Annotated in this window: 32 protein-coding genes; 17 read left to right on the top strand and 15 right to left on the bottom strand. The window is 68.0% G+C overall.

All coding sequences use genetic code 11. The features are described from left to right. Positions 1–16: 16 nt before the first annotated feature. Genes OG817_RS26360 through OG817_RS26350 form a run of 3 tightly spaced genes read left to right on the top strand, consistent with a single transcriptional unit; the run spans position 17 to position 2543 of the window. Positions 17–373: a response regulator gene (locus OG817_RS26360; RefSeq protein WP_406047302.1), complete on the top strand. Its 357-nt coding sequence runs from the start codon at positions 17–19 to the stop codon at positions 371–373. Continuing rightward, entirely contained in the window at positions 370–1896 is a 1527-nt protein-coding gene (locus OG817_RS26355) for a sensor histidine kinase (protein ID WP_406047301.1), read from the top strand. The genes OG817_RS26360 and OG817_RS26355 overlap by 4 nt, the downstream gene beginning before the upstream one ends. Further along, positions 1893–2543, top strand: coding sequence for a response regulator (locus OG817_RS26350; protein ID WP_396395270.1), 651 nt, complete (start codon positions 1893–1895; stop codon positions 2541–2543). Before OG817_RS26355 ends, OG817_RS26350 begins: the two co-directional genes overlap by 4 nt. Here OG817_RS26350 and OG817_RS26345 read toward each other — a convergent pair. The 3 genes from OG817_RS26345 to OG817_RS26335 all read right to left on the bottom strand — a co-directional run bounded on the left by OG817_RS26345 (position 2540) and on the right by OG817_RS26335 (position 6301). Further along, the gene (locus OG817_RS26345) at positions 2540–4366 is read right to left on the bottom strand and encodes a hypothetical protein (RefSeq protein ID WP_406047300.1); all 1827 of its coding nucleotides are present in this window, start codon (positions 4364–4366) and stop codon (positions 2540–2542) included. The two genes, OG817_RS26350 and OG817_RS26345, sit on opposite strands and share 4 nt — an antisense overlap. A gap of 139 nt (positions 4367–4505) precedes the next feature. Further along, on the bottom strand, positions 4506–5507 hold the full coding sequence (locus tag OG817_RS26340) for a Gfo/Idh/MocA family protein (RefSeq protein WP_406047299.1): 1002 nt from the start codon (positions 5505–5507) through the stop codon (positions 4506–4508). A 26-nt stretch (positions 5508–5533) separates the two neighbouring features. After that, entirely contained in the window at positions 5534–6301 is a 768-nt protein-coding gene (locus tag OG817_RS26335; RefSeq protein ID WP_396395273.1) for an SDR family NAD(P)-dependent oxidoreductase, read from the bottom strand. A gap of 185 nt (positions 6302–6486) precedes the next feature. Between OG817_RS26335 and OG817_RS26330 the strand changes: the two genes are divergently transcribed. After that, a complete protein-coding gene (locus OG817_RS26330) occupies positions 6487–7344 on the top strand; it encodes a hypothetical protein (protein WP_406047298.1) in 858 nt (285 codons plus the stop codon). Positions 7345–7437: 93 nt separating this feature from the next. Further along, the gene (locus OG817_RS26325; protein WP_406047297.1) at positions 7438–8982 is read left to right on the top strand and encodes an FAD-dependent monooxygenase; all 1545 of its coding nucleotides are present in this window, start codon (positions 7438–7440) and stop codon (positions 8980–8982) included. Between the two features lie 5 nt (positions 8983–8987). Here the strand turns inward: OG817_RS26325 and OG817_RS26320 are convergent, their stop codons facing one another. Beyond that, complete coding sequence (locus tag OG817_RS26320) at positions 8988–9947, bottom strand: ArsR/SmtB family transcription factor (RefSeq protein WP_406047296.1); 960 nt, start codon at positions 9945–9947, stop codon at positions 8988–8990. Between the two features lie 89 nt (positions 9948–10036). Next, positions 10037–10207, bottom strand: a complete 171-nt coding sequence (locus OG817_RS26315; protein WP_406047295.1) for a hypothetical protein — start codon at positions 10205–10207, stop codon at positions 10037–10039. On the opposite strand from OG817_RS26315, the gene OG817_RS26310 reads away from it, so the two are divergent. Further along, positions 10137–10328 carry a class I SAM-dependent methyltransferase gene (locus OG817_RS26310; RefSeq protein WP_406057523.1) on the top strand — a complete coding sequence of 64 codons (192 nt, stop codon included), beginning with the start codon at positions 10137–10139 and terminating at the stop codon, positions 10326–10328. The genes OG817_RS26315 and OG817_RS26310 overlap by 71 nt on opposite strands. A 53-nt stretch (positions 10329–10381) precedes the next feature. Further along, the gene (locus OG817_RS26305) at positions 10382–10705 is read left to right on the top strand and encodes a YciI family protein (protein ID WP_406047294.1); all 324 of its coding nucleotides are present in this window, start codon (positions 10382–10384) and stop codon (positions 10703–10705) included. A 70-nt stretch (positions 10706–10775) separates the two neighbouring features. Here the strand turns inward: OG817_RS26305 and OG817_RS26300 are convergent, their stop codons facing one another. Together OG817_RS26300 and OG817_RS26295 are read right to left on the bottom strand one after the other, a co-directional pair. Next, a complete protein-coding gene (locus tag OG817_RS26300) occupies positions 10776–12260 on the bottom strand; it encodes an alkaline phosphatase family protein (protein ID WP_396395277.1) in 1485 nt (494 codons plus the stop codon). A gap of 185 nt (positions 12261–12445) precedes the next feature. Beyond that, a complete protein-coding gene (locus tag OG817_RS26295) occupies positions 12446–13189 on the bottom strand; it encodes a response regulator transcription factor (RefSeq protein WP_406047292.1) in 744 nt (247 codons plus the stop codon). Between the two features lie 142 nt (positions 13190–13331). Between OG817_RS26295 and OG817_RS26290 the strand changes: the two genes are divergently transcribed. Then, positions 13332–13595, top strand: a complete 264-nt coding sequence (locus OG817_RS26290; RefSeq protein WP_406047291.1) for a hypothetical protein — start codon at positions 13332–13334, stop codon at positions 13593–13595. Positions 13596–13675: 80 nt separating this feature from the next. Here the strand turns inward: OG817_RS26290 and OG817_RS26285 are convergent, their stop codons facing one another. The 4 genes from OG817_RS26285 to OG817_RS26270 are packed head-to-tail and all read right to left on the bottom strand — an operon-like array spanning position 13676 to position 16716. Further along, on the bottom strand, positions 13676–14926 hold the full coding sequence (locus OG817_RS26285; RefSeq protein ID WP_406047290.1) for an MGH1-like glycoside hydrolase domain-containing protein: 1251 nt from the start codon (positions 14924–14926) through the stop codon (positions 13676–13678). Between the two features lie 10 nt (positions 14927–14936). Beyond that, entirely contained in the window at positions 14937–15245 is a 309-nt protein-coding gene (locus OG817_RS26280; RefSeq protein ID WP_406047289.1) for an amidohydrolase family protein, read from the bottom strand. Positions 15246–15298: 53 nt separating this feature from the next. Beyond that, positions 15299–16126, bottom strand: a complete 828-nt coding sequence (locus OG817_RS26275; RefSeq protein WP_406047288.1) for an MBL fold metallo-hydrolase — start codon at positions 16124–16126, stop codon at positions 15299–15301. Continuing rightward, positions 16120–16716 carry a dihydrofolate reductase family protein gene (locus OG817_RS26270; RefSeq protein ID WP_406047287.1) on the bottom strand — a complete coding sequence of 199 codons (597 nt, stop codon included), beginning with the start codon at positions 16714–16716 and terminating at the stop codon, positions 16120–16122. The genes OG817_RS26275 and OG817_RS26270 overlap by 7 nt, the downstream gene beginning before the upstream one ends. A gap of 74 nt (positions 16717–16790) precedes the next feature. Between OG817_RS26270 and OG817_RS26265 the strand changes: the two genes are divergently transcribed. Then, complete coding sequence (locus tag OG817_RS26265) at positions 16791–17288, top strand: winged helix-turn-helix transcriptional regulator (RefSeq protein ID WP_406047286.1); 498 nt, start codon at positions 16791–16793, stop codon at positions 17286–17288. A gap of 28 nt (positions 17289–17316) precedes the next feature. Here the strand turns inward: OG817_RS26265 and OG817_RS26260 are convergent, their stop codons facing one another. Continuing rightward, entirely contained in the window at positions 17317–18201 is an 885-nt protein-coding gene (locus tag OG817_RS26260; RefSeq protein ID WP_406047285.1) for a LysR family transcriptional regulator, read from the bottom strand. Positions 18202–18320: 119 nt separating this feature from the next. Between OG817_RS26260 and OG817_RS26255 the strand changes: the two genes are divergently transcribed. The 4 genes from OG817_RS26255 to OG817_RS26240 all read left to right on the top strand — a co-directional run bounded on the left by OG817_RS26255 (position 18321) and on the right by OG817_RS26240 (position 21186). After that, positions 18321–19412, top strand: a complete 1092-nt coding sequence (locus OG817_RS26255) for a methyltransferase (protein WP_406047284.1) — start codon at positions 18321–18323, stop codon at positions 19410–19412. A 137-nt stretch (positions 19413–19549) separates the two neighbouring features. Then, a complete protein-coding gene (locus OG817_RS26250; RefSeq protein ID WP_360441309.1) occupies positions 19550–20065 on the top strand; it encodes a CBS domain-containing protein in 516 nt (171 codons plus the stop codon). 3 nt (positions 20066–20068) lie between these two features. After that, positions 20069–20797, top strand: coding sequence for a sodium:proton antiporter (locus tag OG817_RS26245; RefSeq protein ID WP_406047283.1), 729 nt, complete (start codon positions 20069–20071; stop codon positions 20795–20797). Further along, positions 20752–21186: an SLC13 family permease gene (locus tag OG817_RS26240; protein ID WP_406047282.1), complete on the top strand. Its 435-nt coding sequence runs from the start codon at positions 20752–20754 to the stop codon at positions 21184–21186. Before OG817_RS26245 ends, OG817_RS26240 begins: the two co-directional genes overlap by 46 nt. Here the strand turns inward: OG817_RS26240 and OG817_RS26235 are convergent. Then, positions 21174–21737 (bottom strand): hypothetical protein, encoded by a 564-nt coding sequence (locus tag OG817_RS26235; protein WP_406047281.1) that lies wholly within the window; start codon positions 21735–21737, stop codon positions 21174–21176. The two genes, OG817_RS26240 and OG817_RS26235, sit on opposite strands and share 13 nt — an antisense overlap. A 177-nt stretch (positions 21738–21914) precedes the next feature. On the opposite strand from OG817_RS26235, the gene OG817_RS26230 reads away from it, so the two are divergent. The 4 genes from OG817_RS26230 to OG817_RS26215 all read left to right on the top strand — a co-directional run bounded on the left by OG817_RS26230 (position 21915) and on the right by OG817_RS26215 (position 23786). Next, positions 21915–22742: a histidine kinase gene (locus OG817_RS26230; protein ID WP_406047280.1), complete on the top strand. Its 828-nt coding sequence runs from the start codon at positions 21915–21917 to the stop codon at positions 22740–22742. Beyond that, positions 22739–23074, top strand: a complete 336-nt coding sequence (locus OG817_RS26225) for a response regulator transcription factor (protein WP_406047279.1) — start codon at positions 22739–22741, stop codon at positions 23072–23074. Before OG817_RS26230 ends, OG817_RS26225 begins: the two co-directional genes overlap by 4 nt. Further along, positions 23068–23409, top strand: a complete 342-nt coding sequence (locus OG817_RS26220) for a response regulator transcription factor (protein ID WP_406047278.1) — start codon at positions 23068–23070, stop codon at positions 23407–23409. The genes OG817_RS26225 and OG817_RS26220 overlap by 7 nt, the downstream gene beginning before the upstream one ends. Before the next feature lie 80 nt (positions 23410–23489). Beyond that, the gene (locus OG817_RS26215) at positions 23490–23786 is read left to right on the top strand and encodes a putative quinol monooxygenase (protein WP_406047277.1); all 297 of its coding nucleotides are present in this window, start codon (positions 23490–23492) and stop codon (positions 23784–23786) included. Positions 23787–23808: 22 nt separating this feature from the next. Here OG817_RS26215 and OG817_RS26210 read toward each other — a convergent pair whose 3' ends face one another. Beyond that, positions 23809–24648, bottom strand: coding sequence for an alpha/beta fold hydrolase (locus OG817_RS26210; protein ID WP_406047276.1), 840 nt, complete (start codon positions 24646–24648; stop codon positions 23809–23811). Between the two features lie 34 nt (positions 24649–24682). After that, a complete protein-coding gene (locus tag OG817_RS26205; protein ID WP_406047275.1) occupies positions 24683–26104 on the bottom strand; it encodes an NAD(P)/FAD-dependent oxidoreductase in 1422 nt (473 codons plus the stop codon). Positions 26105–26296: the final 192 nt, after the last annotated feature.

Here is a 26296-nt window from a genome sequence, read left to right as displayed (position 1 = left end):
CCAGGAGCATGACCCCATGAGCCGCACGTTGCTGATCGTGGATGATCACGCCGGCTTCCGTTCATTCGCCAGGGCTCTGCTGGAGGCGGAGGGATACCACGTGATCGGCGAGGCCGAGGACGGCACATCCGCGGTCGCGGCTGCCCGTGCCCTCGCCCCGGATCTGGTCCTGCTCGATGTGGCGCTCCCGGACATCGACGGATTCCTGGTGTGCGAGCAGATCATGCAGGACGGGCAGCCACCGCCGGCTGTCGTTCTGACCTCGAGCCGCGACATCTCGTCGTACCGGGAGCGGCTCGGCAAGAGCAAGGCCCGCGGGTTCATCGCCAAGAACGACCTCTCGGGCACAGCCCTCGATGCGCTGGCGGGATGAGCAGAGTGGGAGGCAGTACGGTCACGGTTCTCGCCGACTCAACCGTCGGGCTGATTCTTCTGGGCTGCGGACTGTTCGCGCGCAGATCGAGGACCGGCCGGCGGGTCGGCCTGATCATGATCGCGGCCGCCGGATGCTGGTTCCTCGGGACGTTCGTCGCCCCGTTCCTCTTCCTGCATCGCGGGCCGCTGGTCCACCTGCACATCTCCTATCCGACCGGCCGTCTTCGCCGCCCGATCGCCACGATCACCGTCATGATCGCGTACGCCGTGTCTCTGCTCGAGGCGGTCGTCCGTACCCCCTGGCTGACGCTCGGTCTGGCCGTTCTCGTCGCCGCCGCGGCCGTGGACGTGTTCGCGCGAACCTCTGGTCGCGCACGCAAAGCAGGCTGGCCGGCGTTGATCGCAGCGCTGACCTTCGCCGCCGTCCTGGCTTTCAGCTGTGCCAACCTGCTGCTCGGCTGGGAGGCCGACCGGTTGGTCCTGTTCGTCTACGACACCACGATCGCCGCACTGGCGCTCATCCTCACGGCCGACCTGCGATCGGGCCGGTGGACCGATGCGACCCTGTCGGATCTGGTGACCCAACTCGGCGGAGGCACCGGCACCGGCGGCTTGCGGGGGGAGTTGCAGCAAGCGCTGGGCGATCCGACCCTTGTGGTCGGCTACTGGGTGCCGGACCAGGCGCAGTACGTCGACGAACGCGGCGTACCCCTGGCCTTGCCCGATGCCGAGGACGGTCGGTCGACGACGACGGTCACCGACGGCGGCGAGCCGGTTGCCGTACTTGTCCACGACAACGCGGTTCTGGACGACCACAAGCTCGTGGATGGGGTCAGTGCAGCTCTCAACCTCGCCGTCGCGAATGCGAGGATGCGTGCCGAGGTGCAAGCCCGAGTGAGTGCACTCGCCGCGTCCCGTCGGCGGATCGTGGAGGCTGCCGATGCCCAACGGCGTGCCCTCGAGGCAGAGTTGGCATTGGGTGCCGAACGCCGCCTGGGGCAGGTGGCGCGGCTGGTCGCCGACGTCCAGCGTGGGTCTTCCGCAGATGGTCTGGCGGATGTGGTGGCCGAGGTGCGTGGCGCACAGACGGAGCTCCGCGAGTTCGCGCAGGGAGTGCGGCCGTCGCCCCTCGGATCCGGCGGCCTCGCGGCAGCACTACCTGTGTTGGCTGCTCGAGCCCCGCTGCAGGTCGAGCTGGACGTTTCGGTCGGTCGCCTTCCGCCGGCCGTCGAGGCGGCCCTGTTCTTCGTGTGTTCGGAAGCCCTGACCAATATCGCCAAGCACGCGAACGCCACTCGCGTCCAGGTGAGCGTCGAGCCCGATCCGGTCGGCGTCGTCACCACCGTGGTCGACGACGGGGTGGGCGGTGCCGACCCGCGTGGTTCAGGCCTGCGCGGACTGGCGGACCGTGTCGAGGCTCTCAACGGACACTTCTCGGTAGGCGACGGTCCCGGCGGAGGCACGCTGGTGGTGGCGCGGATTCCGGTCGAAGATGATCTGGACGGGAGGAGGATCGCGTGAAGGTCGTTGTCGCTGACGACTCGATGCTCATGCGGGAAGGACTGGCCCGCCTGCTGTCCGATGCCGGGTGTGACGTCGTCGGGACGGCCGAGAACGCCGACGTGTTGATGCGAGAGGTCCAGTTGACCGCTCCGGATGTGGTGATCGTCGACATCAAGATGCCGCCGACCCACACCGACGAGGGCATCGCCGCCGCACGCCGGCTCAGAGAACAGCATCCTGGCCTCGGCGTCCTCGTGCTCTCCCATTACCTCGAGTCGGAGTACGCCATGCGGTTGCTCACCGACGCTCCGGATCACGTCGGCTACCTCCTCAAGGAACGCGTGTCCGACGTCGCGGTCCTCGTGGACGCGCTGAACCGTCTGATCGAGGGCGAGTGCGTGATCGACCCGACCATCGTCACCCGGTTGATGCGCCGGCCGCAGCGCCGACAGCCGCTGGATGCGTTGACCGCTCGCGAACGAGAGGTGCTCGGCCTGATGGCCGAGGGTCGTTCGAACGACGCCGTCGCATCGCAGCTGGCCATCGGCCCCAAGACGGTCGAAGCACACATCCGGCAGATCATGCAGAAGCTCGAGCTGCCCGAGTCACATGACGACAACCGGCGCGTACTAGCGGTCCTGTCCTATCTGCGATCCGCGCCCTAAGTGAGTCGGCGGGCGTGGGGTATGGCGACCTTGTCGTGGGGGGAGAGGAGCCACAGGGGGTTGCTGAAGCCGATGAGAGTGTTGTCGGTGTCGTACACCTCCAAGCGCAGGTAGCTGCCGATGCCGCGTTCGAGGGTGAACGTGGTGGAGTCGTGGGTGAAGGCGTCGGCGGGTACGGCGTACTTCTCGATGGACGGCGTACTTGCGCCGGAACGGTCGCAGAGGCCGACGACGACCTGCACTGTCGAGCCTGCGGGCAGATTCTGCGCGATGACTTCGACGGGGATCGCGGCCGCCGTGGTCTGGACGACCCGGCCCATCGCACGGCGGCCGCGGATGGCGAGGTCGAGCCGCCCTGTCGGCCAGAGGCTCTGATGGAACCACCAGGCCTGCCCGGACCGGAGTGCCGCGATGAGGTCCCTCGCCTCCTTCGACGGTGACCAGACCGAGGTGGTGTACAGGTGGGACTTGCCGCCCCAGTTCCGTCCGGCGTGGTCGTCGACCTGACTGGTCGCGGTCAGGAAGATCGCGTTGCGCGCGGCCGCGTCGTACTGGTTGATCCGGTCGTGGATCACGTCGAAGTTGCCGTCGGCGTTGGCCACCTCGGTCAGATCGGTTCCGAGCGCCCGGGTCTGCACGAACTCGGCCGGCTTGATGTCCGGGTGGTTGTACTGCACGATCGCGCCGCGCTCCTGGTACCAGCGAACGACCTTCTCGGTACCTTCCACGGAGCCGTCGAGCTTGGGTGCCTTGCCCTGGTCCGGGTACGGGTACAGCTCGAAGTTCTCCATGAAGACGTTCAGATGCCGGACCATCGACACCTCGGCCGCCAGCAACTGCTTCACGTTCGGGTACTGCTTGGCGTAGGCCTTCATCAGCTTCTGCTGGGTCTTGACCGGCCACCGCAACGGGTCACGGGTGCGGATGATCCGGAGGTGGTCGAAGACGGCCTGCGCGGTCGCGTTGTTGCGCGCGCGAACGCCGTACCGCAGCCGGGCCAGTCCGGAGTCCTCTGCGATGAGGTCCGGCCAGAACGCCTTGATGTCGTCGAGCAGACGCATCGTGAGGGTCTGCCAGCCGTCCTGCACCGGCACCGACACCACTCCGGTCAGCGGCTTCTCGAGCACCCGGGCGCTCGTCGTACCGACGCGGTACTCCAGGACGTACACACCCGCCGGCCGGCCGTGGATCTCTGGCCGATACGACGTCTCCACCTGTACGACGAGCTCGGCGTCAGGCCCGATCTGCTCACCGAGTACGTCGATGGTGAGCGTCGTGTCGGAGATGTTCGTCGAGAAGAAGCTGTTGCCGGGGTCGCCCCACAGGTACGACACGCCCCAGTCCGCTGACGTCCCGGTCGCGGTGACGCGCAGCGCCTTGCCGTCCTCGTCCGGGCTGTGCGGCTCGTCGACGAACGCATGCGCCGTACCGCCGACCGTGCCCTCGTTCTGGACCGACCACGCCAGATCGCCGTCCTCGTCCGTACCGTCGAAGGCAATGCCGTCGTAGTAGCCGTACGCCTCCATCCGCCAGTCGTGGTCGGTCCACCAGACCACGTCGATGTTGTTCTTCGTCGCCTGCTCCAACTGCGAGAGCATGCTGGCGCCGCCGCCACCTGCGGCGTAACTGCCGCCCTCGCTGAAGCACGAGTGCGTGTGCAGCACCATGCTCACCGGCTTGAACCTCGGCGCCGGTGGTCGCGTGGTCTCGGCCGCCACGGCGGGTAGCTCCACACCACCGACAGCTGCGGCGATGCCGGCACCCAGGCCAGTTGCCAAGCCGGTTGCCAGCACGCGTCGGCGCGATAGGTCTCCTGCAGACATGCAGATTCCTTCCTCATCAGGCGATTGCCGTTCGAGGCTATGGACCTGCTGCCGAGCACGGGAACACTCAGGCAATCGAATTCCCCGAGGCGCGGGACAACGTTCACCAACGCCACGGACACCCTTCACGTTTGAAAGGTCAGTGGCCGAGATTCACGCTCTGTCCGGTGGTGATCGACTGCTCGATCGCGCAGATGATCTCCGTGACCAGTACGCCGTGGTCGATGCCCGGCCCGAGGTCGCCGCCGTCGACGAGTCCCGCCGCGAAGTCCTGAACCATCCACACGGCGGGGCCGACCTGTGATCGGCCGATCCGGCCGGAGACCGGCCACGCCGACCGGTACTTGTCACTCACCACGGTGAGACCCTGATGCGACAGGTCCGCGGTCACCGACCCCTCGGTGCCGATCACCTGGAACCGGAAGTCGACGATGCCGTCACCGGCATCCGGGAGCGTCCACGCCGACGAGAGCGTCGCGGTCGATCCGTCGTCGAAGGTGAGCAGCGCATGGACGACGTCCCAGGTGTCGATGCCGCGCTTGGCGAGGACACCACGCGATCCCACCGCGCTCACCGACACGGGCTTGCGGCCGGTGAGCCACAGGACCAGGTCGACGGTGTGCGGCATGAGAAACCAGGCCGGCGAGGACTGAGCCGCCCACGACAGCATGGTGGTCGGAACGAAGAAGGAGTTGCTCAGGGTGGCTGATGCCGTGATCGGTTCGCCCACGGACGCCATCGCTGCTTTGGCCTGCACAACGTGCGGGTTCCAGCGGTTCTCGAAGCCGACGAGGCATCGAACGCCCGCGCGGTGAACCGCCGCGGCAATGGCATGGGCATCGTCCGAGGTGGTGGCGACCGGCTTCTCGATCAGCAGGTGCTTACCGGCGTCAGCCACGTCAACGGCGATCTGGCGGTGGGCGAAGTCAGGGGTCGCCACGATCACGGCGTCCGGATCGAACTTCTCGAGCAACTCGGAATGCGACGCGGTGACGGGCAGGCCGGTGGTGTCCCGCGCGTCCTCGGCCACCTTGGCCGAGGGTTCCGCGAGGCCGACGACGGTGACGTCCGGCTGAGCCTGCAGAGCCTCTGCGAACAGCCTCCCGCGCAGCCCGGCGCCGATGATGCCAATGGTTACCATGAGCGACCCTTCAGGGAACGAGTGGATCAGAACAGGGTGAAGCCGCCGTCGACCTTCACGATCGAGCCGGTCATGAAGCTGGACGCGTCGCTGGCCAGGAAGATTGCCACCGGCCCCAACTCCGGCGGCAGCCCGTAGCGCTTCATGGCAGCGGGATCCACGCACCACTGTTTGAACTCCGGCTGGTCGACGGGCGACATCTCGGTGAGGAAGTACCCCGGCGCCATCGCGTTCACGCGGATCCCGTGCGGCGCCCACTCGGCCGCCAACGCCTTGGTCAACTGATGGACGGCGGCCTTGGACGACAGGTACGACGCCTGCCAGCGGGGCTGGTTGACGATCTCGGCCGACATGGAACCGACGTTGACGATCGTGCCTCCGCCTCGCTCCGCCATCCGGCGCCCGACCGCACGACTGCAGTACCAGATCCCGTCGACGTTGACGGAGAACACCTCATGCCAGGCGGAATCGGGCGTCTCGAAGGCCCGCCCGGCGACGCCGATGCCGGCGTTGTTGAGCAGTACGTCGATCTCGCCGAACTCGGTGCTCACCTGCTCGACCGCGCGTTCGACGTCGTCGACATCGGACACCTCGAGCTGTACGCCGTACGCGCGAATGTCGAGCTCGCTCAACTCGTCGGCGGCGGCTTGGGCCGAGGCGAGAGTTCGTGCTGTCACCGCTACCGAGGCACCGGCATCGCCGAGTGCTTCGGCCATCGCGCGTCCAAGGCCCCGGCTGCCGCCGGTGACGAGAGCGACCTTGCCCTCGAGTGAGAACTTCTGCAGGGCGTTCATGGTGTCCCTTCGGTGGCATGCGGGTGATCCGGCGGCTGCTGGCCTACATCTTCCACCGAAACACGCCTGGGCTTCTCGAGAAGGGCCAGGTCTCGCCCCTGGGGGGTGATGCCGCGGACGCCGTACGACGCGACGATGGTGACCCTGCGAGACAGAGGGGGAGCACGATGTCGTCGGTGCGCGTGATGCGACTGGTCGTTCTGGCCATGGCGGCCCTCGTTCTCGGCTCGTGCGGCGGCGGCGACTCCGTCGGCACCCCGACTGTCGCGCCTTCGCGCTCAGCAGGCGAGCAGCCGGAAGGGACGGCGTCGGTTCCCAGCCCGACGCGGTCAGCAGGCCGTGCGGAAACCACCGCTCCAAGTCCCGAGGACACCGAGACAACCCGGACGCCGGTACGCCCCGAAACCACGGCCCCCAGTTCCGAGGACACCCAGCCGAACCCCACCCGGACGGTGACACGCACCGAAACCACCGCGCCGCCCCCAGCGCCGACCCAGACAGAGACACGCACCGAAACCCTCGCGCCGACCCAGTCTCAGCCCGCCTCTCCGACCTCGCCGCCGACCTCGCCGGCCATAGCACCCACGTCGTCCGAGACATCCGGTACGCAGTCCTGGCTGTGGTGGGTCCTGATCGCGTTCCTGGTTGCGCTCGCCGTGGCGATACCACTCCTGGTGCGAAGCCGGCATCACGCAGCCTGGCGGGACGACCTTGCCTCCGCTGAGGAGGAGGTGGCGTGGTTCGCCCGGTCGCTGATCCCCGAGCTCCGCCGGACGGGGTCGGTCGAAGCAGCCGCCGGCGGCTGGGCCATCGCCGCGAGCCGCGTGACTGCGGTCGAGGACCGCCTGACCGTACTGGAGGCGTCCGCACCCGACGAGTCCGCCCAAGCCCGAGCAGCCGCCCTTCGAGACGCCGTACGCTCCGGGCGGGTTCGCATGGAAGCCCTCCGCGAATCCAGTAGCACAGAAACGATGTCCCAGGACCTGGACACCGTCGCCGCCGACCTGGAGGCAGCCCTGACACCACCAGTTCCGGTGGACTGACCGCATCCTCCGTTCGGGCTCGGCCGAAATGTTTTGCGGGTGTCCCGCGGCGCAGCAGGATCGGGACCGATTTCGCCGTTCGAGGAGACGTGCATGGTTGCCGATGTCGTGATCGCGGGCGCGGGTCCGAACGGGTTGATGCTTGCCTGCGAGCTGAGGCTGGCCGGGGTGCGTCCCGTTGTGCTGGAGCGTCTGCCCGAGCCGCGTCGGGAGAACCGGGCCAACGGGCTGGTCGGCCAGGTGGTGCGGATGCTGGATCGCCGCGGTCTGTACCAACCACTGGCCGGAAAGTCCGAGCCTCCGGAACCGCTGCCGGCGTTCTTCTTCGGCGCCATGCCATTGGACCTGCAGGTGCTCGACGACAACCCGTTCTATCTGCTGCCCGTACCGCAGACCCGGATCGAGCAGGTGCTGGCCGAACGCGCCGCCGAACTGGGCGTCGAGGTCCGCAGGGGCCACGAACTGACCGGCCTGGCCCAGCACGCCGACACCGTCACCGTCGAAGTCACCGGCGCGGACGGGAGCTATGAGATCAGCAGCCGGTACGTGGTCGGCGCGGACGGTGCACACAGCGCGACCCGCAAACTCGCCGGCATCGGATTCCCCGGCGCGGCAAGCGATCACATCGTCACCCGCATCGCAGAGGTCGCCGTACCCGATGAGTACATCGACCCGGCCACTGGTGGGCTGACCGTGCCTGGCTATGGCTACATCTCACCGATGTATCACCGCACCGAACGGGGAGTCTTCGCCTACGCGCGGCTCGCGTCCGGACCGGATCTGGTGTTCACCGTCGAGTGGGCGGCAGGCGGGATCGATCCCGACACGTCGCTGACGCTCGACGAGGTTCACGACAGCATCTACCGCGTCATGGGCGCTGACCTACCGCTGCGTTCACCGAACGGCGGGGGACCGCATCGGCTGGATCGGTCGATCGGCGTCAATACCCGCCTGGCCGACCGGTATCGCGAGGGCCGGGTCCTGCTGGTCGGAGACGCCGCCCACGTGCACTTCGTGATCGGTGGACCGGGACTCAACCTCGGCTTGCAGGACGCGGTCAATCTCGGCTGGAAGGTCGCGGCCGTGATCCATGGCTGGGCACCACCCGGCCTGCTGGACACGTACGACGCCGAGCGACGGCCGGTCGGTGAGCGAGTGTCCATGCTCAGCCAGGCCCAGCTGGCGCTGCTGGCCCCGGGCAGCGAGGTCACGGCGCTGCGTGAACTGTTCACCGAGTTGCTGCGCGACCGGCGGAACATCGCCCAGATCGCGAGCATGATGGCGGGTGCGGACATCCGCTACGAGATGGGCGTCCGCGATCCCCACCACCTGGTCGGCCGGTGGGCTCCCGACCTGGTGCTCGACGCAGGCAGCGAACCTTTCCGGCTTGCGGAGCTGACCAAGACCGCCCGGCCCCTGCTGCTCGACCTCACCGAAGACGCGTCGCTCTCGACAGCGGCGGACGGGTGGCGCGACCGCATCGACATCGTCACCACCCACACCATGGACGCCTCGACCACCGGCTTACTCCTGCGTCCGGACTGCTACGTCGCCTGGGCTACCGACAAACCTCGCCCTGATCACCGCGACCGGGAAGCTCTGCGTACGGCCCTCATTGCCTGGTTCGGCCGATCCTGAATCGACTACGGGCTGTTGAGTCTGATCAGGTCCAGGCCCAGGACGGTCGCGCGGTGGATCACCGCCTTGCCCTCGCGGCGGCTGGAGATCAGGCGGGCCGCTCGCAGCGACGTACTGTGCTCGGACGCCGACGGCGCGCTGATGCCAAGCTCCCGCGCGATGTCGCCGGTCGTGTGCTCGGTGGACAGCAGGCGCAGTACCGCCGCCCGGGTCGCCCCGAGGATCGCCGCGAGGGAGTCGGACTCGGCACCGACCCGGATGCTCAGCTCGGCCGGGGCGGGGTAGGCCAGCAGGACCGGTTGATCAGGCAGCTCGCCCACCAGCGGCGGTCCCGTCCAGAACGCGGTCGGCGTGATCACCAGTCCGCGCCCGCCCAACCGGACCGTGCTGTCCTGCGGGCTGTCGATCCGCAGGCAGTCCCCGCACCAGCTCGCCCCTGGTATGACCGTGGTCAGAGCGTCCCTGACCCCACGGCATGCCAGCAGCCGCCCATGCTGCGCCAGCTCGCTGTGGTGGTTGGCCCGGACGTCGGCCCAGTACGGTTGCACCGCCGCCGTGAACGCGGTTCTCGTCACGTGCGCCAGCACCCGTCCGGCGTCGCGGTTCCCCTCGAATTCGGACCACAACGGAACACCCGAGTTGGGGGCGCTGAAATACAGCGCCATCTCCTCGCGCAATCGCTCGGTCCCGAAACCGAGAAAGGTTTCCATCGCTTCGTCGAGGTTCTTGCTGACGGCGAATGTGGGTGACAACGCCCAGGAGAAGTGTCCGGTGAGTTGACGCACCACCGGACGGGCCGACCGCGGAACCGCCGCGAGCGCACTGTGGCGCCACCGCTCGCCCCACGGCGCACGGATTCCCCGGCGCAGTCCATGCGCCGCGAACTTCAGCTCCAGTACCGGAGCGGGCTCGGGCAGGAACCGCGACGACGCGAGATCGTCCGACGTGAACAGGATTCGCAGCATGCCGTCCTCCAGACAGTCACACCAACGCCGTACCCATGAACCCTTTTCGTATGAGCTGCGAGGTTTCAAACGATTGTCGGAGGTGGCTTCTAGGGTGCGCGCATAACTTCGACGAGGTACGACGGAGACACCTGGGATCTGGCATCCAGCGTCGGCACGACCGCCACCGCGGCCGCGGCAGCCCGGGCGATCGCGACCCGAACGGATCGACGGCTGATCGACGACCCGTTCGCCGAACCGCTCGTCCGGGCTGTCGGCATCGATCTCCTCACCCGGCTGGCGACCGGCGAAACGCCTCCGACGTCCTCTACATCATCGGCACCCTCGACGAGTAGCAACTCCCCGGAGCTGTCGGATCTGCGCCATCGTGCTCGTAGTTAGGGTGAGCGGCTGTCCAGGAGGGGCGCCGTCCGAGCAACAGGAGATGATCCGAGATGCGGTACCTAGTTTCCGCGATCGACGACGAGACCAGTTCCGCCGGCCCGGGCGATCCGGACGCCCCGGGCGCGTACAACAGCCGGCTCGAGGCCGAGGGGCACCTGGTCTTCGTCGGCGGCCTCGCGGCGCCCGGCACAGCCACGGTCATTGACAACCGGAACGGGAAACCGCTGTTCACCGACGGACCGTACCTGGAGTCGAAGGAGTACCTCGGCGGCTTCTGGGTCATCGAGGTACCCGACGTCGACACAGCGCACAGGCTGGCCGCCGAGGCCTCCAAAGCCTGCAACCGCAAGGTCGAGGTACGTCCGTTCCAATGACCCGCAACAGTACGAACGGCCACGCGACGCGGCGGCCGCTCCCGGCGTGCGGGAGCGGCCGTTTGCGTCGTCAGCTGACGTGCGGGCGGTGGCCCGGCTCCTGGCGGGGGACGGACTGCTGGCTGCCGGGGATGGTCGGCAGCGGCAGCTGGGAGGCCTGGTACTGGGCGAGGTTGTACTGACCGGTGGTGTCCGGCAGGGTCGGCGCGTGTTTCGAGTCGCCGAACCGGAACGCGCCGGTCAGGTCGCCGACGGTCTCCCGTCGCCAGTCGCTGATGTTGGTCTCCTTCACGCCGGTGATGCGTTCCAGGAAGCGCAACTGCGAGGTGTGGTCGGAGGTCTCGGAGAAGACGTAGCCGCCGGTCGTCCACGGCGAGACGATGATGCACGGGACCCGGAAGCCCAGTCCGACCGGCAGGCCGGCGCCGTCCACCCCGGTGTTGGAGGTCTTGAACACGAACTCGTCGGGCGTGCCGGGCTTGGGGGTCGGCGGTACGACGTGGTCGAACATGCCGTCGTTCTCGTCGTACGACAGGATGAACACCGTCTTGGCCCACACCTCGGGGTTGGCGGCGATGGCGTCGATCTTGCCGGCCACGAAGGTCGCCCCGGCGGCAGGCAGCGCGGCCGGATGCTCGTCGAAGCCCGACGGCGGGAGGATCCAGCTCACCGTGGGCAGTTGGTCGTTCATCGCGTCGTACTCGAACTGGCCCATCGGCTGGGTGACCATGCCGTTGTCGTACAGCGGGTCGCCGGGCTGCGCGCTGCCGAACTGCTTCCACTTGCTGATCGACGCCGCTCCGGTCTGGCCGCCGGGCTGGCGATAGACCTTCCAACTGACGCCCGCCTTCTGCAGCCGCTCGGGGTATGTCGTCCAGCTGAACTGGTTCGCCGGGCCGCCGGTGGTCAGCGACGGTCCGCCGGCCAGGCCGTTGGGGTCGAGCGTGCCCGACATCCACATGTGCCGGTTCGGGGCCGTCGGGCCGAGGACCGAGCAGTGGTAGCCGTCGAGGATGGTGAAGGCCTCGGCGAGGGCGAACTGGAACGGGATGTCCTCGCGGGTGAAGTACCCCATCGTGTACTGGCCGTCGGTGGCGCCGTCGGAGGCCATGTGGGCGGGCACCCAGTTGTCGTTCTTCCCGCCGTTCAGCGCCTCGTGCTGCACGGTCCATTCGTGGCTCATCGACGGGATCGCCTGGGCGGCGGTGATCTTGGTGTTCAGCCGGTAGGGCAGCAGGTAGCCGTCCGGGTTCGACGGGTCCGGCTGGTAGAACACGTTCCGGCCGTTGGGTAGTCGCGCCGCGCGGGGGTCGCTGAAGCCCCGTACGCCGGACAGCGTGCCGTAGTAGTGGTCGAAACTGCGGTTCTCCTGCATGAGCATGACGACGTGCTTGATGTCCTTCAGCCCACCGTGCTTCGGGGGCGGTGACGCGAGCGCCGTACGGACGTTCGGCGGCAGCGCGAGCGAGGCCGCGGCCAGGCTGGCCGCCGCGGCGCCAGTGCCGAGCAGCCGGCGCCGGCTCATGCCCGCGGGTGCGTCAGGGGAGTCGTTCATGGTTACCTCACATCGACAGTCGAGTACGCCGCAACCGGCGCCCTGCGATCGTCGACCTCCGACCTGACCCACCGCTGATACCTTGATGGCGCGTTACCAAACGAACGGCAACCAACACCACCCACCACGAAGATGCCCCAGGCAACCAAATGCGCCGTACCCGCCGACGGCGGCGTACCGAGCGGCTACTCCAGCCCGGCGGTGCTCATGGTTGTCACGGCTGCGGTCCGGCTGGTAACGCCGAGTCGCTCGTAGATGTGGTTCAGATGCGTGCGTACGGTTCCCTCTGACAGCTGCATCCGCCGGGCGATCTGCGTGTTCGTGTAGCCCTCGGCAACGTATTGGAGGAGCTCGAGCTGGCGCGGGGTCAGTGCCGCGGGTGCTCGGCGGCGGCGCTCAGCGCTTCGGTACGCCGCGATCAGGTGCGGCCGCAGCAGCGTGAGCACCAGCCGGTCCCGCTCGTCGTAGTCGCGGCCCGGGCCGCGCCACAGATACAGCCGGGTGGAGTGTCCGGGTACGTCGGGTAGGTAGACCATCAGCGCCCGCATGCGCCCGAAGCCGTAGTCGATGCCCATCGGGCTCGCCCGCCACTGGCGGTCGGAGACGAAGTCGCTCAACTTGGTCACGTTGATGATGTCGCCAGTGCGCTGCGCGTAGTTGCAAGCGTCCGACGTCTTGTCGAGCTCCCAGTAGTGCGGGTCCGGAGGGTCGTTGCCGATCTCTACGAACCGGGACTCGCCGAGGACCTGCTCGAGTACGAACTCTTCCTGAGCGGGCCGGTCACGGCACAGCTTCATGGAGTCGCTGTGGAACAGGTCGCGCATGCACTCCATCAACTCCCACGGCAACCCGGGGCCGGGATCGTCCACCTTCAAGGCGAGCAGGTCGCGCATCGCATCCAGGTCCCGCCCGCTGATGCCGTCCGCCATGACGCCCTCCCACCTGCGACGCTACGCCGCCGCCGTGCTGCGTGCCATACGCGACAGCGCGTATTCCAGGCCGACGGCCGCCATACCTAGCGTCGAAACGAGTCCGGGATCCGAACCGGGCACCTTCATCAGGAGGATGGTCATGAACTACGCACGCACAGCAATCTCAGTCGCAGCGCTCGCTGTGAGCGCCATCGCACTCGGTGCGTCCACGGCGGCCGCAAATCACCCCGCCGAAAATGGCACGGTCACTTTCCACGACCCTCCGCCACCGAAGACCGTCGAGGTTTCGGTCGACGACACCACCTCCGAAGCTGTCCAGGTCGGTGCCTCCGCCCTCGGCGGTGCCGGCATCGCGCTCGGTGCAGTCCTGATCTACCGACGCCGTCAGGTCCTGAACCACTAGACACAGTGTCAGTGGTGCTTCTCGGCGAGAAGTGCGAGGCGGCGCAGGGTTTCATGGTTGCGGAGGCGCGCCCTAGGCGGTCAGGTGAGTGGGTCCGTGGCGAGGTCGAGGGCCAGGGCGGCGGTCCAGCTGAAGGAGCGGGCGCCGTGCGGTTCACCTGTGAAGGGGTCGACGTACTCGGCGAAGGTCGTCGCGTCGGCGAGGGCAACCAGGTCGGTTCGGAGCGCCTCGGCGGACTCGGTCTGTCCCAGTTGGACCAGACCGCGGTGGATCAGCCAGGCCGTGTTGAACCAGCTGGGTCCTCGCCAGTAGCGGCCGGCGTCGAAGTCGTCGGCGGTCAGGTCGTAGCTTGGTACGAGCCGCACCTCGCCGAGCCGGAAGCGGGGGCCGCGCGCGGTCGCGAGGAGGATGTCGGCGACCGGCAGTCCGGGGACCATGAGTGGGATCAGGCCGGCCACAGTGTCAGACGCGACGAGATCGCCCGAGACCAGGTCGTGGGGCCGGAACATTCCCGCCGTGAACAGCCGCTCGACCAGAGCGTCGGTGAGCTCGGCGGCGTACTGGCGATGGGGTGCCGGGTCGTGGCCGAGCGTCGCGGCGATGTCGGCCAATGCATGTTCGGAGCAGATCAGCAGCGCGTTGAAGCAGGGGTCTTCGACAGCGAAGGCGTGGGGTGTCTCCCGGTCGTCGTACCCGTGGTCGCGGTACGTCGCGGCGAGCTGGACGTAGCGCCCGTAGTCCAGGTCGGTGGGGCGGTCGGCATCGGCGGCGTGGTCGGTGTCGCGCCGGGTGAACGACCCCGCGGGCGCGGGCGTGACCCGCGCGAGCGGCGAGTCCCAGGCAGGGCTGTTGTCCATCCCGGACTCCCACGGGTGGACGATCGCGACGAGTCCGCCGGGGCCGAGGGTACGGCGGTCGCGCAGGTAGTCGTGCCACGCCACCAGACCCGGGTAGACCCGCTGCAGAAATCCCGAATCCGCAGGGTCGGACTGGTGCGTGAGCCAGGCGGCCAGGGCGTGGATCGGCGGCTGGACGATGCCCGAGGTCTCGGTGCCGTTGGCCAGTCGCGCCTGCCAGAAATCCGGGCCCGGGAAGTAGGCGTCGCGGGGGACACTCGGCGCGAACGCGATGTGCGGGATCCGGCCGTCGGGCCATTGGGCCCGCAGCAGCGACTCCAGCTCGGTCCGGGCGCGGCCGACGGACACGTGCCGCAGCCCAATCGCGATGAACGCCGAATCCCAGCTCCACTGGTGCGGATAGAGCGAGCGCGACGGAACCGTCGACTGCCCGGTCCAGTTCTGCTCCAGGACATGCACCGCGTCCTCTCTCATCGGACTCCCATCAGTACTGGCCGTGCGCGACACCCTTGCAGGCAATCAGCTTGCCGTTGACGACGATCGCGGCGAGGTCGCCGATGCCGCCGGTGGGGGTGCGGGTCAATTGGAGGAGGTCGGCGCCGCTGCCGACCTCCAGGCGGCCACGGTCGCGCAGACCGAGGAGGTCGGCGTGGGTGGTGGTGGCCATGGTGACGGCGGTTTCGAGCGAGAGGCCGCCGGGGCCGGTGGACCAGCGGAGACAGTCGAGGAGAGAGGCGCAGCCGCCGCCCACGACCGCCACCGTCAACGGGCATTGGTCGCGCTGCTGGCTCAACGATTGATCCGCTCCGCGATCCAGCCGATTCACCTCCCGTGAGCTGACCGGCGCTAGCCGTCGCGCCCGCTTCTTTCGGCGAGTTGTTGGAGCTGCCCTGCGTGTACGTCGCCCACCCATTCCCAGCCCGGCTTGGCCGATGAGCCGACTCGCGGGTCGCTGGGGTCCTGGCCGTCACGCAAGGCCTGCACGTAGGCCTGATCCTGGTCGATCCGTGCGCGCAGCTCATCCGCTCCGCCGACGGCCCCATGGCCCGGGACGACGACAGTGACGTCGTCGGCGACGCCCGCGAACAGCCGCAGCCCGGCGAGGTAGTCCTCGACCGGGTCGGCGGCGGCGCCGTACAGGTCGAGCATCGGAACCAGGACATCGGAAAGCATGTCGCCGGCGACGAGCACTCCGCGTTCCTCGATCAGCAGTGCCGCATGGCCCGGGGCATGTCCCTGATGCTCGATCACCGTGACCTTCGGGCCATCCCAAGGAAGGTGGGTCGTTCCGGTGGGCAGACCGGTGATGAGGCCGAACAGGTCCAGCGGTATGTCGTCGGCGATTTCCGGCGGCAGCCCCTCGGCGACGCGGGCCTTCCAATCCGCGTTCGACAGCAGATCTTGCAGAGCCGCCGCGCAGCGGGCCGTACCGTACCTGGGCGCGTCGCCGAACTCGGCGTACCAGAGCACGTGATCCCAATCAGGATGCGTCGCGAAGCCTGCCACAACGGGCCGGCCGTCTGCGCGGAGGTCGTCCGCGAGACAGGCCATTTCGTCGCCTGTTATTCCGGGGTCGATGAGCAGCACACCGGCCGTGCCGTGCACGACGACGGCGTTGTTCTGGATCAACTCGCTCTGGTGGACCTGCACACCGTCCGCAACCTGCGTCAGCATGGGCCGGCCTCCTTCACGTCGCGGATCGCGTAGCGGTGCATCGTGACGCCCTGCTTGAACGATCGCTGCTCGAGCAGCTCGAGGTCGATCGGCAGGTCGTAGTCGTCGAACAGCGGCCGGCCGAAGCCGAGGATCGTGGGATGGGTGGCGAGCAGCAGCTCATCAAGCAGCCCTGCCCGGAGCAGCTGCGTCGCGAGCGCCGCGCCGCCGACCCCGATGATGCCGTCGGTCTCGGCCCGGAGCACGGCAAGCTGCTCGATCGCGTCGTCTCCGCCGATGATCCGGGTGTTGTGATCGGCGCTGTCGCGGGTGCGGGAGACGAGCACCTTGGGCTTGGCGGTCCAGATCTCGGCGAACTCACGCATGAAGTCCGGCAGCGACGCGTCCTCGCGTCCCCGTGGCCAGTACTCCTCCATCGTCTCGTAGATGACCCGGCCGTGGACCATCAGCGCGAGGGCCTGAGCGTGCGCGTTGAACGCGCGGTGCAGTTCCTCGTCGATGCGCAGCCAGTCGCCCGCGCCGTCGTCCCCAGGGACTTGCTCGATCCGCAGGTCGAGGGACACGTTCATCGAATACACGAAGCGGCCCATGATCCCCCCTTCCGAATAGTGCTTGCGTTCTGCAATCACTATATTGGGATGCAAACAGCTGTCAAGGAGGAGTCGTGGAACCACGGTCCGGGTGTCCGATCAACGCCGCCGTCGAGGTGCTCGGAGATCGCTGGTCGTTGCTCGTACTGCGCGACGTCATCTTCGGCGACCGCCGCTACTTCCGGGCGCTGCTCACCGGATCGATCGAGGGCATCGCCTCGAACATCCTCGCCGACCGCCTCGTGCGCCTCGTCGAAGCAGGGGTCCTCAGGCGCGGCACGGCCGCGCGGGGACAGCGAGCCCAGTACAGCCTCACGGAAGCCGGCATCCAGACGCTCCCGATCATCTACGCCCTCGGCAACTGGGGCCTCGACTGGCGCCCCGGCACCGCCGAGCTCCGCAGCCGGCAGCAACTCATGCGCGACGAGGGTCCGGCGTTCATCGAGGAGCTCATGGACGAACTCCGCACCCGCCACCTCGGCGCCCCGCCGAAACCGCACGACGGTCCAGGCCCCCTCGAGCGCCTCGACGCCGCCTACGCCGCAGCCGCCGACCAACAACACGCCGACTGACGACCCCGAACAAACTCATCGACCGTGCTCATGCAGCGGGGCTCACCAGGTCGTGTGCGGCCGCGGCGAAGGCGTGGACTCGGGCGGTGGCACCGTCCGTACGCCACATCAGGCGCCAGTGCACCGGCGGTGCGTCTGGGAAGGGGACGTAGGCGACATCGGGGCGCATGTAGTAGCGCCTGGCGTGGGCGCCGATCGGGAAGACTCCCCGGCCGGCGCCAACGAGGGTCAGGATCTCCTGGAACGACCCGGCCGCCGGACCGGTCTCCATCGGCGGTTCGGCCGGGGTCCGGCCCGGCGGATGGGAGCTGGGCAGATCATCGGGCGTCCGCAGTACGGTGACTCCGGCGAGGTCCTCGACCGAGACGGACCGCCGATCGGCAAAGGGGTGTCCGGACGGCACTGCGAGCATCCGTGCCTCGGTCACGAGCGCGGGTCCCGTGACGAGATCGTCCCGCTCGCTGAGGAAGCAGGTCAGCAGCACCTCCACCTCGCCGTCAAGCAGCCTCGGTACGGCGTCGTCGAGCTGCACCTCGCGAACCAGGACCTCGCAGCCGGGCTCGAGAGCATGCAGCAGCTCGGCGGCCTCAAGGAGCAGTTGACCTCCGGCCGCACCGACGAAGCCGACGCGCAGGGTGCCTGTGATGCCGCGGGCCGACTGAACTGCCCGTTCGAACCCGGCCACGATCATCTCCCGCGCGGGCCGCAGGTCCTCGGACAGCCTCTGCCCGATGGGGGTCAGCTCCACGCGGCGACTGGTGCGGTTGAACAGCGGCGCGCCGACGCGCCGTTCCAGTCCCTTGATCGTCTGGCTGACCCGGGCTGTGGAAACGTGCATCCGCTCGGCAGTTCGACCGAAATGAAGTTCCTCGGCGAGCGTCAGGAATGTCTCCAGCTCGTAGCGCTCCAGCATTCCCGGTCTCCTTCGTTAAGGCACACTTCACGAGCGTTGCACAGGTTCGCGTTGATCGACAGAGCGGCTCCGACGAGGGTGAAGGGGTCCGAGCTTCGTACGACGTGGCAGGAGAATCCATGCGCAACACCCGTGATCAGGCTCCGACCGGGACGAACGCAGCCGTCGGGCCGCGCGTTGCCGACCACGACCTCCCCACGGTCTCGCCTCTGCCGCTGATGCAGCTCTCCATCGGCTTCTGGTCTTTCAAGGCGCTGGCGACCGCACACGAGTTGGACCTCTTCGCCCGTTTGTCCGACACCGACGGTCACACCGTCGACGAACTTGCCGAGCTGCTGGGCGTCGCCCAACGGCCGGTTGAGTTGCTGGTAACCGCGTGCGCATCCATCGGGTTGCTCGAGCGCCGGGACGGGCGCTACGTCAACAGCGCGCTGGCTGACGAGTTCCTCGTTCCCGGCAAGGCTTTCGACTTCGGCGGCTGGGTGGAGATGCTCGACCGCAGGCTCTACCCGGCGTGGGGCAGACTGACCGAGGCGGTGCGAACCAATCGGCCGACGAGCTGGAACCCCGACGAGCAGGAGCACTTGTTCGTCGGTGAGGACCCCCAGTTGCTGGCCGTGTTCTGGGAGGCGATGCACTCGCTGTCGACGTTCACCGCGCGCGAACTCGGCGCACACGTCGACCTGTCTGCCTCCACCGCTCTGCTCGACATCGGCGGCGGCTCCGGGGCCTACGACATCGAGCTGTGCCGGCGCTTCCCCAACCTGCGGGCAACGGTGTTCGATCTGCCGCCGGTCTGCGAGATCGCCTCGACGAAGCTCGTGGCAGCAGGCTACGAGGACCGCATCGCGGTCACCCCGGGCGACTTCCTCGACGATCCCGAACTCCCCGCAGGCCATGACATCGTACTGCTGTCCATGATCATGCACGACTGGACGCCGGAGCAGGACCTGGCGATCTTGCGCAAGTGCTTTGCGGCCTTGCCTTCCGGCGGTCGGATCGTGATCAGCGAGTTGCTGGTCAACGACGAGAAGACCGGGCCACCGGCCGCCGCCTTGATGAGCCTGAACATGTTGGTGGAAACGGTTGGTCGCAACTACACCGCGGCGGAGTACGAGCAATGGCTGCACGCCACCGGGTTCGTGGACGTCCACACGGTGTCCTTCGACGCCCCCGGCGCCAACGGCGCAGTCCTCGCCCACAAACCGTAACCGCATCGGCCGAACACCCCCGAGCCCGCGCGCAACAACCAAGGTTGGGGTCGGGACCGCATGGTTGGGGGGTCCTGTCGCGACAAGACTGACTTGCCAGAGCGGTCGCCGAGAAAGAGGCGGCCAGGGAGGTCAGGGTGAACAGTGTCGAGGCGTTCGGCCAGATCGGGCGAGGCGCAGCGATGCGCGCCGCGGACATAGCCGTTGGTCTGCCCACTGTCACGGTGTTCGATCCTGTGGTGAAGGCCGTGCGGTTGATGGCGGTCGGGCGGATGCCGGGCCTGGTCGTCGTGGACGTCGGTGGGCGGCCGCTGGCGGTTCTGCCTGGATCCCAGGTGCTGAGGTTGAGCATTCCCGCGGCGTTTCAGGACGATCCGATGCTGGTGCGGACTGTCGACGAGTCGTCGGCAGATGCGTTCTGGCGTGAGCTGGGTGGTCTGACGGTTGGTGACTGCTTGCCGGGAACGCCGGCCAGGCCGGCCATGGTGACCGCGGAGGCGACGCTGCTGGAGATTGCGGCGTTGATGGCGCGTGCCCGCAGCCCGCTGGTCGCAGTGGTCGGCAGCGACGGAGTCCTGACCGGTGTGATCACGTTGGAACGGTTGCTGACGAGTCTGGCGGTGACCGGGCTCGGTGACCAGTCGTCGGGATGAGTTGTGAGGCCTCTCGTCGCGCTCGGGATCTTCGGCTTGGCGTTCTTCTACATCGCGACGGAGAAGGCGAACAAAGTACGGGTCGTCCTGATCGGTGCCGCCGGCATGCTGTTGCTCGGGCTGGCGCCGGGTACGGAGGTGTTCTTCTCCGAGCATGAGGGGATCGACTGGAACGTCATCTTCCTGCTGCTCGGAACGATGATCGTGATCGGCATCATCAAGCAGACCGGCGTCTTCGACTATCTGGGGATCTGGGCGGCGAAGCGATCGCGGGGTGAGCCGTACCGGCTGATGGTGCTGTTGATGATCATCACCGCGGTCGCGTCGCCGTTCCTGGACAACGCGACCACGATCATGTTGGTTGCGCCGGTCACCATTGTGGTGTGCGAACGCCTGCGGATCCCGCCGCAGCCCTACCTGATCGCCGAGGTCCTTGCCTCGAACATCGGCGGCGCGGCGACGCTGATCGGTGATCCGCCGAACATCATCATCGGAAGCCGGGCGGGGTTGTCGTTCAACGACTTCGTGGTGCACATGACGCCGATCGTGGTGATCGTGTTCGCATTGTTCGTCGTACTGACGAGATTCCTGTTCCGCAAGAGCTTCCGGTACAACCCGGAGCAGGTCGCCGCGGTGATGGCGCTGCAGGAGCGGCGTGCGATCCGCGACGCGGGGTTGTCTTCTTCATGGGCTTGTTCATCATGGTTTCGGGCCTGGTCAACACCGGCGTGATCGGAGCGATCGGTGACTGGGCGGTGGCGGCAATCGGCGACAACTACTTGGTGGCCGCGACAGCCTTGCTGTTCGGTTCCGGCGTACTCGGGGCGTTCTTCGACAACATTCCGTACGTCGCCACGATGACGCCTGTGGTCGAAGGCGTGGTGGAGCAGGCGCCGGATCACCGCACCGGACAGTCGCTGTGGTGGGCGTTCGCTCTGGGTGCGGACTTCGGCGGCAACGGTACGGCGGTCGCCGCGAGCGCGAATGTGGTTGCCCTCGGCATCGCATCGCGCAGGGGCCACCACATCACGTTCTGGCAGTTCACCCGCTACGGCATCGTGGTGACGGCGCTGAGTGTCGGGTTGGCCTGGGTGTACGTATGGCTGCGCTACTTCACCTGATGTCCGGCGGCGCGCAGTACACAGGCCGTCAGTTCGAAATCGATGCGGTCGATCCGCAGGGCGGTCAGCCGTACGCCGCGACCTGTGATCAGGGTCTGCTCCAGGTCGTGATCGTACGTCGGCAGGACCGCCAGCGACGCCAGGCCGGACCGACGGATCAGCCCACCGAGCGTGCGCTCCGCCTCGTCCGCCGCGAGTTGCAGAGGCTCCAGCGAGCTTCGCGCGGCGAGCGCTGGATCGACGATGCGGAAGGTGGCCTCGGCGAGGAGCCGGACCTCCGCGCCCTCTGTGGAGCGCCCGCACACCACCAGGGGCATCCGGATGGGACCGCGCGCGAGGAGGACCTGGCGCTCCAGTCCAACGATGTGGAAGGTCAGGCCGGACGCGGCAACCCGGACGACGCGTCCGGAACGGACGACGACCAGCCAGTGTCCGGTCGGTACAAGTCGTGCCGAGCCCGCGATGACCGCCGCGCTCAGGAGGATCGCGAACACGACCCAAGGCGCGGCCCCGGTCGGCGCCGGAGTCCACAGTGCGAGTGCTGCCGGCATGTCAACTCCCGAAGTACTGGTGCGGCAGGACGCCTGCCGACGACCCCCTCGGCTCACCGGGCGCGTCCCGCCGCATCTCCAGTCTCCGAGGTGACAGGCCGCCGCGGAATGAGTGCTACCACCCACTTCTGCCCCGGTTCATGGACAGTGTTCGAGGCGGTGGGGGACGCTGGCGTGGTGAGATCGGGAGCGGGATTGCCGTTGTACTGGCGGGTTTGCCTGATCAACGGGCTGGTGTTCGTTGTCGGCACGTTGGCCTTGGCCCTGGCGCCGATCACTGTGTCCGCGACGGTTCTGGTCTCGGAGGCGGTGGTGCTTCTGCTTGGCTTGGTCGGCATCGTCGTGCTGAACGCGGCGCTGCTGCGGACGAGTCTTGCGCCGCTGGACCGCTTGAGCCGGCTGATGGAGACCGTGGACCTGCAGCGGCCGGGCCGTCGGCTACCGGAGTCGGGCAGTGGCGCGGTCGGTCAGCTGGTACGAGGGTTCAATGCCATGATCGAGCGCCTCGAGACCGAGCGCGGGACAAGCAACGCGAAGGCTCTGGCCGCGCAGGAGGCGGAGCGGCATCGCATCGCCCGGGAGTTGCACGACGAGATCGGCCAGGGGCTCACAGCCGTGCTTCTGGGCCTGAGGCAACTGTCGACGAGAGTGCCGGCCCAGGTTCGGCATGACCTGCTGGAGGTCGAGCGCACATCCACACCCGGCCTGCCTGATCTCGGCACGGAACGCGAACTGGTCGTCTACCGGGTAGCACAGGAGGCGCTGACGAACGTTGCCCGCCATGCCCAGGTCCGGACCGTGCGGCTCGCTCTGCAGCGCCAGGGATCTGCGGTGGTCTTCGCGGTGGACGACGACGGACCGGGCCTGCGAGGAGCTGCCGAAGGCACCGGGATCAACGGAATGCGGGAGCGTGCGTTGCTGATCGGCGCGCAACTGGTCGTGGGGGTGGGAGAGCTCGGTGGTACGTCGGTCCGCCTCACCGTCCCGTTGGAGCCGGTGCGATGATCCAGATCCTGCTGGCTGACGACCACACCCTGGTACGTCGCGGCGTACGACTGATCCTCGACAGCGAACCGGACCTGCAAGTGGTGGCCGAGGCAAGCGACGGTGCCGAGGCCGTGGAGGCGTTCCGCCGGACTCCCATCCATCTCGCGGTACTCGATGTGGCGATGCCGCGGATGACGGGACTGCAGGCGGCGCGCGAGCTGTCACGCCGGCGGGAGCCGCCGCGGATGCTGATGTTGTCGATGTACGACAACGAGCAGTACTTCTTCGCGGCGCTCAAGGCCGGCGCCAGCGGCCAGGGGAGGGCGTTGCGGTCGACGGCTACGTGCTGAAGTCGGTCGCCGACCGTGACCTCGTCGACGCCTGCCGCGCGGCCGCTCGCGGTGAGTCCTTTCTGTATCCCGGCGTGGTGAGCACGTTGGTCCGCGACTACCTCGAGCGAGTTCGCCGCGGCGAACGAGTGCCGGGGCAGGTGCTGACCGAGCGCGAGGACGAGGTGGTCAAGCTGATCGCCGAAGGCCACTCCTCCAAGGAGATCGCCGCCGTCTTGACGATCAGCCCCAAGACCGTCGAACGCCATCGCGCCAACATCCTCCAGAAACTGGGCATGCGCGACCGCACCGAACTCACCCGCTACGCCATCCGCGCCGGCCTGATCGAGCCATGACCTCCTGGCGCTGTGCTGTGCGTGCCACTGGCGACGCGCAGTACGGTCGAAGGAGGGCAACTCACGAGAGGACCACGGACATGAGCATCGACCGGGGACTGCTGGCGACGTTGGAGGCCAAGCCGGGCAAGGAGGAGGAACTGCGCGCGTTCCTCGAGAAGGGGCGGGAGCTCGCGGCCGCCGAAGAGGGGACCGTCACCTGGTACGCGTTCCGGCTCGGGCCGACGACGTTCGGGATCTTCGACACGTTCACCGACGAGGACGGCCGGCAGGCCCACCTCAACGGCGAGATCCCGGCCGCCCTCGGTCAGTTCGGTCCCGATCTGCTGGCCGCCGACCCGGACATCCGCACGATCGACGTCATCGCGGTCAAGTAGCGCAACGGCCGGGTGGCGTAGATCAGGAGTACGCCGAGGTGGCAGTGGGGAGCCTGGTCAGGAAGTCGAGCAGCAACGAGTTCACGTGGTTGGGTGCGTCGAGTTGTGGCCAGTGGCCGATGCCGTTGATCCGCTCGTACCGCCACGGGGCGTCGACGAAAGCTGCGGTGCCGGTCAGTGCCTGTTCGGTGACAGCGAGATCTTCGGTGCTCCAGATTCCCATGGTCGGTGCCTGAATGGGCGGGAGCTCCGTCGGCGGCCGGATCAGCGATTCCGGCGGCAGGATCGCCCGGTACACAGCGAGACTCGCGGTGAGAGCCGCGGGGTCGCGGAGGTGTGTGATCACGGAGTCGATGTCTGGGTGCAGGCTCCAGTTGCGCAGATTGGCGAAGTCGTCGGCAGCGAGCCAGCGTTCGGCGATGCCGGGGAACTGGAACAGCAGCATGTACCACGATTTCTCGCGTTGTTCCCAGCCTGCGGCGGCGAACGCCGCCGGGTGGCCGACCGACACGCAGGTCAGGCTGGCGACCCGTTCGGGGGCCAGGGCCGCGAGCACTGCGCCAATCGCACCGCCCCAGTCGTGTCCCACGACATTCGCCTGCGGCACCCCGAGCAGGTCGAGGAGTCCGATGAGGTCGCTGACCTGCTGGATGATTCCGTAGCTGGCGACGCTGTCGGGTTTGTCGGAGTGACCGAATCCGCGGAGGTCGGGTGCGATGGTTCGGTAGCCGGCCTCGCCGAGCGCGGTGATCTGGTGGCGCCAGACCTGATGGCTGTCGGGCCAGCCGTGGAGCAGGAGGACGGGTTGACCGTTGCCGTTGTCCTCTACCTCGAGGACTGTTCCGTTGACGTCCAGGCGCATGGCGAGCTCCTTGCTCGTGGGGTGGTCGTCGGCGTCAGCCCGCAGCGACGATCGCGGACAGGAGTTCCGCGCGGTTGGGGCCAGGTAGCGGGTACTGGGGCGCGTTGGCGCCGAGTGTCAGGACCTTGCCGACCAGGCCGGGCGCTGCCAGCGCCTCCTGCGGAGTACTGAGCATCGACACGACGGACACGTAGGCACGCAGTACGTCGGGATCGTGTTGTGCGGCTGCGTACAGCGCTTTGGTCATCGCCCAGCCGGCGTCTGATGTGCGGTAGGTCTGGCCGGTGACATCGGCAGCGATCTCGTTCAGCCGGTGCCGGTCGAAGGCCAGCGTCATCCTGTACAGCGGGGTGACCGTGCTCTCGGTGATCTCGTCGAAGCGCCGTACCAGTTTCTCCGGCTGGTCCGGGCTGACGTCGCGGAGCAGGTCGCGGAGTGCGCAGGCGTGCAGCATCCCGATCGACGCGCCGCGTCCGAGCGAGGGATTGGTGCACGCCCACGCGTCGCCGACCGCGACGAGCCCGGTCACGACCGGTTCGCCGTCGACGACGAACCGGCGGTACCGGTCTTCGATGCCGGCGATCACCTGTACGTCGGTGATCGGTTCGCCCTCGCCCCAGTGGGCGGCGGTCGAGTAGAGCTTCAGCGCTGCCTGCCAGGCGGAGGTGTCGCGCAGTCCGCGCAGCTGCTTGTCTCGCGCGGAGGTGATGAACCCGACGCCCCAGGTGTCGTTGTCGCAGGGAAGGGTCAGGATCGACAGGCTGTCGAAGTGCTGGAGCAGTGTGCCCAGGGCCGCGGGGCGGGATCCGTCTGGCGAACGGAAGTGGCGGGCGTAGTACACGAATCCTGAGTCCTCGCGCTCCTCGTGCGGGCGGCGGCCTCCGGCGGACTCGACCATCGCGGCGATCGGTGAGCGTCGCCCGGTCGCGTCGACGACGAGATCGGCACGCAGTACGGCGCCGCCGTCGATCACCACACCGGTCACGTGTGGTGCTGCCCCGACCAAAGAGCGTCCGGTGAGCAATCCGGTGACCGTGACGCCGCGGCGGATCGAGACACCGTGGGTCCTTTGCGCGACAGCAGCGGCTGCGGCCTCGAGGATCGGACGCCGGGCCGTCACTGTGTCGAATCTGTCGTCGCCGTCGCGCCGGCCGCCGGTCAGGTCGCGTGGCAGTTCGTCGAACACGTTCACGCGGGCGCCGCCGAGGGCGATCACCTGGTCGAGTACGGCCCGAAGTTCGTGCTGCATCAGCGCCCGCCAGCGGGGGAGCATGAAGTGCAACTGACGGAACTGGTTGACTCCCGGCCGTTGCCACCTCTGCCAAACGTTCTCGGCATCGTTGCCGGGGGCAGCCTGGTCGCGTTCCAGGATCGTCACGCTGTGGCCGTCGTGGGCCAGGAGCATCGCGGTGACCAGGCCGTTCAGGCCGGCGCCCAGCACGAGGAATTCCGCCATCTCACACCTCCGGAGCTGTATCAGTGCCGGAAGCGTGCGGCCGCCCGCTGCTCATTTGCCAGACCATTCGCTGTCCAATCACTGTCCGGACGCCGTACGAGCTGTCCATCCGTCTTGACCGCTGACCGGGCGGGAGGCAGGTTGGACTGAGGCGCGGCGCGCGAGGATGCTCGGAGTGCCGAAGGGGGTGGC

This window comes from Kribbella sp. NBC_00889 (assembly GCF_045207705.1).
Classification (GTDB): Bacteria; Actinomycetota; Actinomycetes; order Propionibacteriales; family Kribbellaceae; genus Kribbella.
This window is presented reverse-complemented; position numbering and strand designations above follow the sequence as displayed.

What these genes read in the sequence shown, in the direction of transcription:
- OG817_RS26290 (WP_406047291.1), top strand. Translation starts at nt 13,332, where the DNA reads ATGAACTACGCACGCACAGCAATCTCAGTCGCAGCGCTCGCTGTGAGC.
- OG817_RS26205 (WP_406047275.1), bottom strand. Translation starts at nt 26,104, where the DNA reads ATGGCGGAATTCCTCGTGCTGGGCGCCGGCCTGAACGGCCTGGTCACC.
- OG817_RS26215 (WP_406047277.1), top strand. Translation starts at nt 23,490, where the DNA reads ATGAGCATCGACCGGGGACTGCTGGCGACGTTGGAGGCCAAGCCGGGC.
- OG817_RS26225 (WP_406047279.1), top strand. Translation starts at nt 22,739, where the DNA reads ATGATCCAGATCCTGCTGGCTGACGACCACACCCTGGTACGTCGCGGC.
- OG817_RS26315 (WP_406047295.1), bottom strand. Translation starts at nt 10,207, where the DNA reads ATGCCGACAGCCCGGACGAGCGGTTCGGCGAACGGGTCGTCGATCAGC.
- OG817_RS26345 (WP_406047300.1), bottom strand. Translation starts at nt 4,366, where the DNA reads ATGTCTGCAGGAGACCTATCGCGCCGACGCGTGCTGGCAACCGGCTTG.
- OG817_RS26210 (WP_406047276.1), bottom strand. Translation starts at nt 24,648, where the DNA reads ATGCGCCTGGACGTCAACGGAACAGTCCTCGAGGTAGAGGACAACGGC.
- OG817_RS26240 (WP_406047282.1), top strand. Translation starts at nt 20,752, where the DNA reads ATGGGCTTGTTCATCATGGTTTCGGGCCTGGTCAACACCGGCGTGATC.
- OG817_RS26255 (WP_406047284.1), top strand. Translation starts at nt 18,321, where the DNA reads ATGCGCAACACCCGTGATCAGGCTCCGACCGGGACGAACGCAGCCGTC.
- OG817_RS26235 (WP_406047281.1), bottom strand. Translation starts at nt 21,737, where the DNA reads ATGCCGGCAGCACTCGCACTGTGGACTCCGGCGCCGACCGGGGCCGCG.
- OG817_RS26325 (WP_406047297.1), top strand. Translation starts at nt 7,438, where the DNA reads ATGGTTGCCGATGTCGTGATCGCGGGCGCGGGTCCGAACGGGTTGATG.
- OG817_RS26300 (WP_396395277.1), bottom strand. Translation starts at nt 12,260, where the DNA reads ATGAACGACTCCCCTGACGCACCCGCGGGCATGAGCCGGCGCCGGCTG.
- OG817_RS26285 (WP_406047290.1), bottom strand. Translation starts at nt 14,926, where the DNA reads ATGAGAGAGGACGCGGTGCATGTCCTGGAGCAGAACTGGACCGGGCAG.
- OG817_RS26260 (WP_406047285.1), bottom strand. Translation starts at nt 18,201, where the DNA reads ATGCTGGAGCGCTACGAGCTGGAGACATTCCTGACGCTCGCCGAGGAA.
- OG817_RS26295 (WP_406047292.1), bottom strand. Translation starts at nt 13,189, where the DNA reads ATGGCGGACGGCATCAGCGGGCGGGACCTGGATGCGATGCGCGACCTG.
- OG817_RS26360 (WP_406047302.1), top strand. Translation starts at nt 17, where the DNA reads ATGAGCCGCACGTTGCTGATCGTGGATGATCACGCCGGCTTCCGTTCA.
- OG817_RS26355 (WP_406047301.1), top strand. Translation starts at nt 370, where the DNA reads ATGAGCAGAGTGGGAGGCAGTACGGTCACGGTTCTCGCCGACTCAACC.
- OG817_RS26335 (WP_396395273.1), bottom strand. Translation starts at nt 6,301, where the DNA reads ATGAACGCCCTGCAGAAGTTCTCACTCGAGGGCAAGGTCGCTCTCGTC.
- OG817_RS26340 (WP_406047299.1), bottom strand. Translation starts at nt 5,507, where the DNA reads ATGGTAACCATTGGCATCATCGGCGCCGGGCTGCGCGGGAGGCTGTTC.
- OG817_RS26305 (WP_406047294.1), top strand. Translation starts at nt 10,382, where the DNA reads ATGCGGTACCTAGTTTCCGCGATCGACGACGAGACCAGTTCCGCCGGC.
- OG817_RS26275 (WP_406047288.1), bottom strand. Translation starts at nt 16,126, where the DNA reads ATGCTGACGCAGGTTGCGGACGGTGTGCAGGTCCACCAGAGCGAGTTG.
- OG817_RS26320 (WP_406047296.1), bottom strand. Translation starts at nt 9,947, where the DNA reads ATGCTGCGAATCCTGTTCACGTCGGACGATCTCGCGTCGTCGCGGTTC.
- OG817_RS26270 (WP_406047287.1), bottom strand. Translation starts at nt 16,716, where the DNA reads ATGGGCCGCTTCGTGTATTCGATGAACGTGTCCCTCGACCTGCGGATC.
- OG817_RS26330 (WP_406047298.1), top strand. Translation starts at nt 6,487, where the DNA reads ATGCGACTGGTCGTTCTGGCCATGGCGGCCCTCGTTCTCGGCTCGTGC.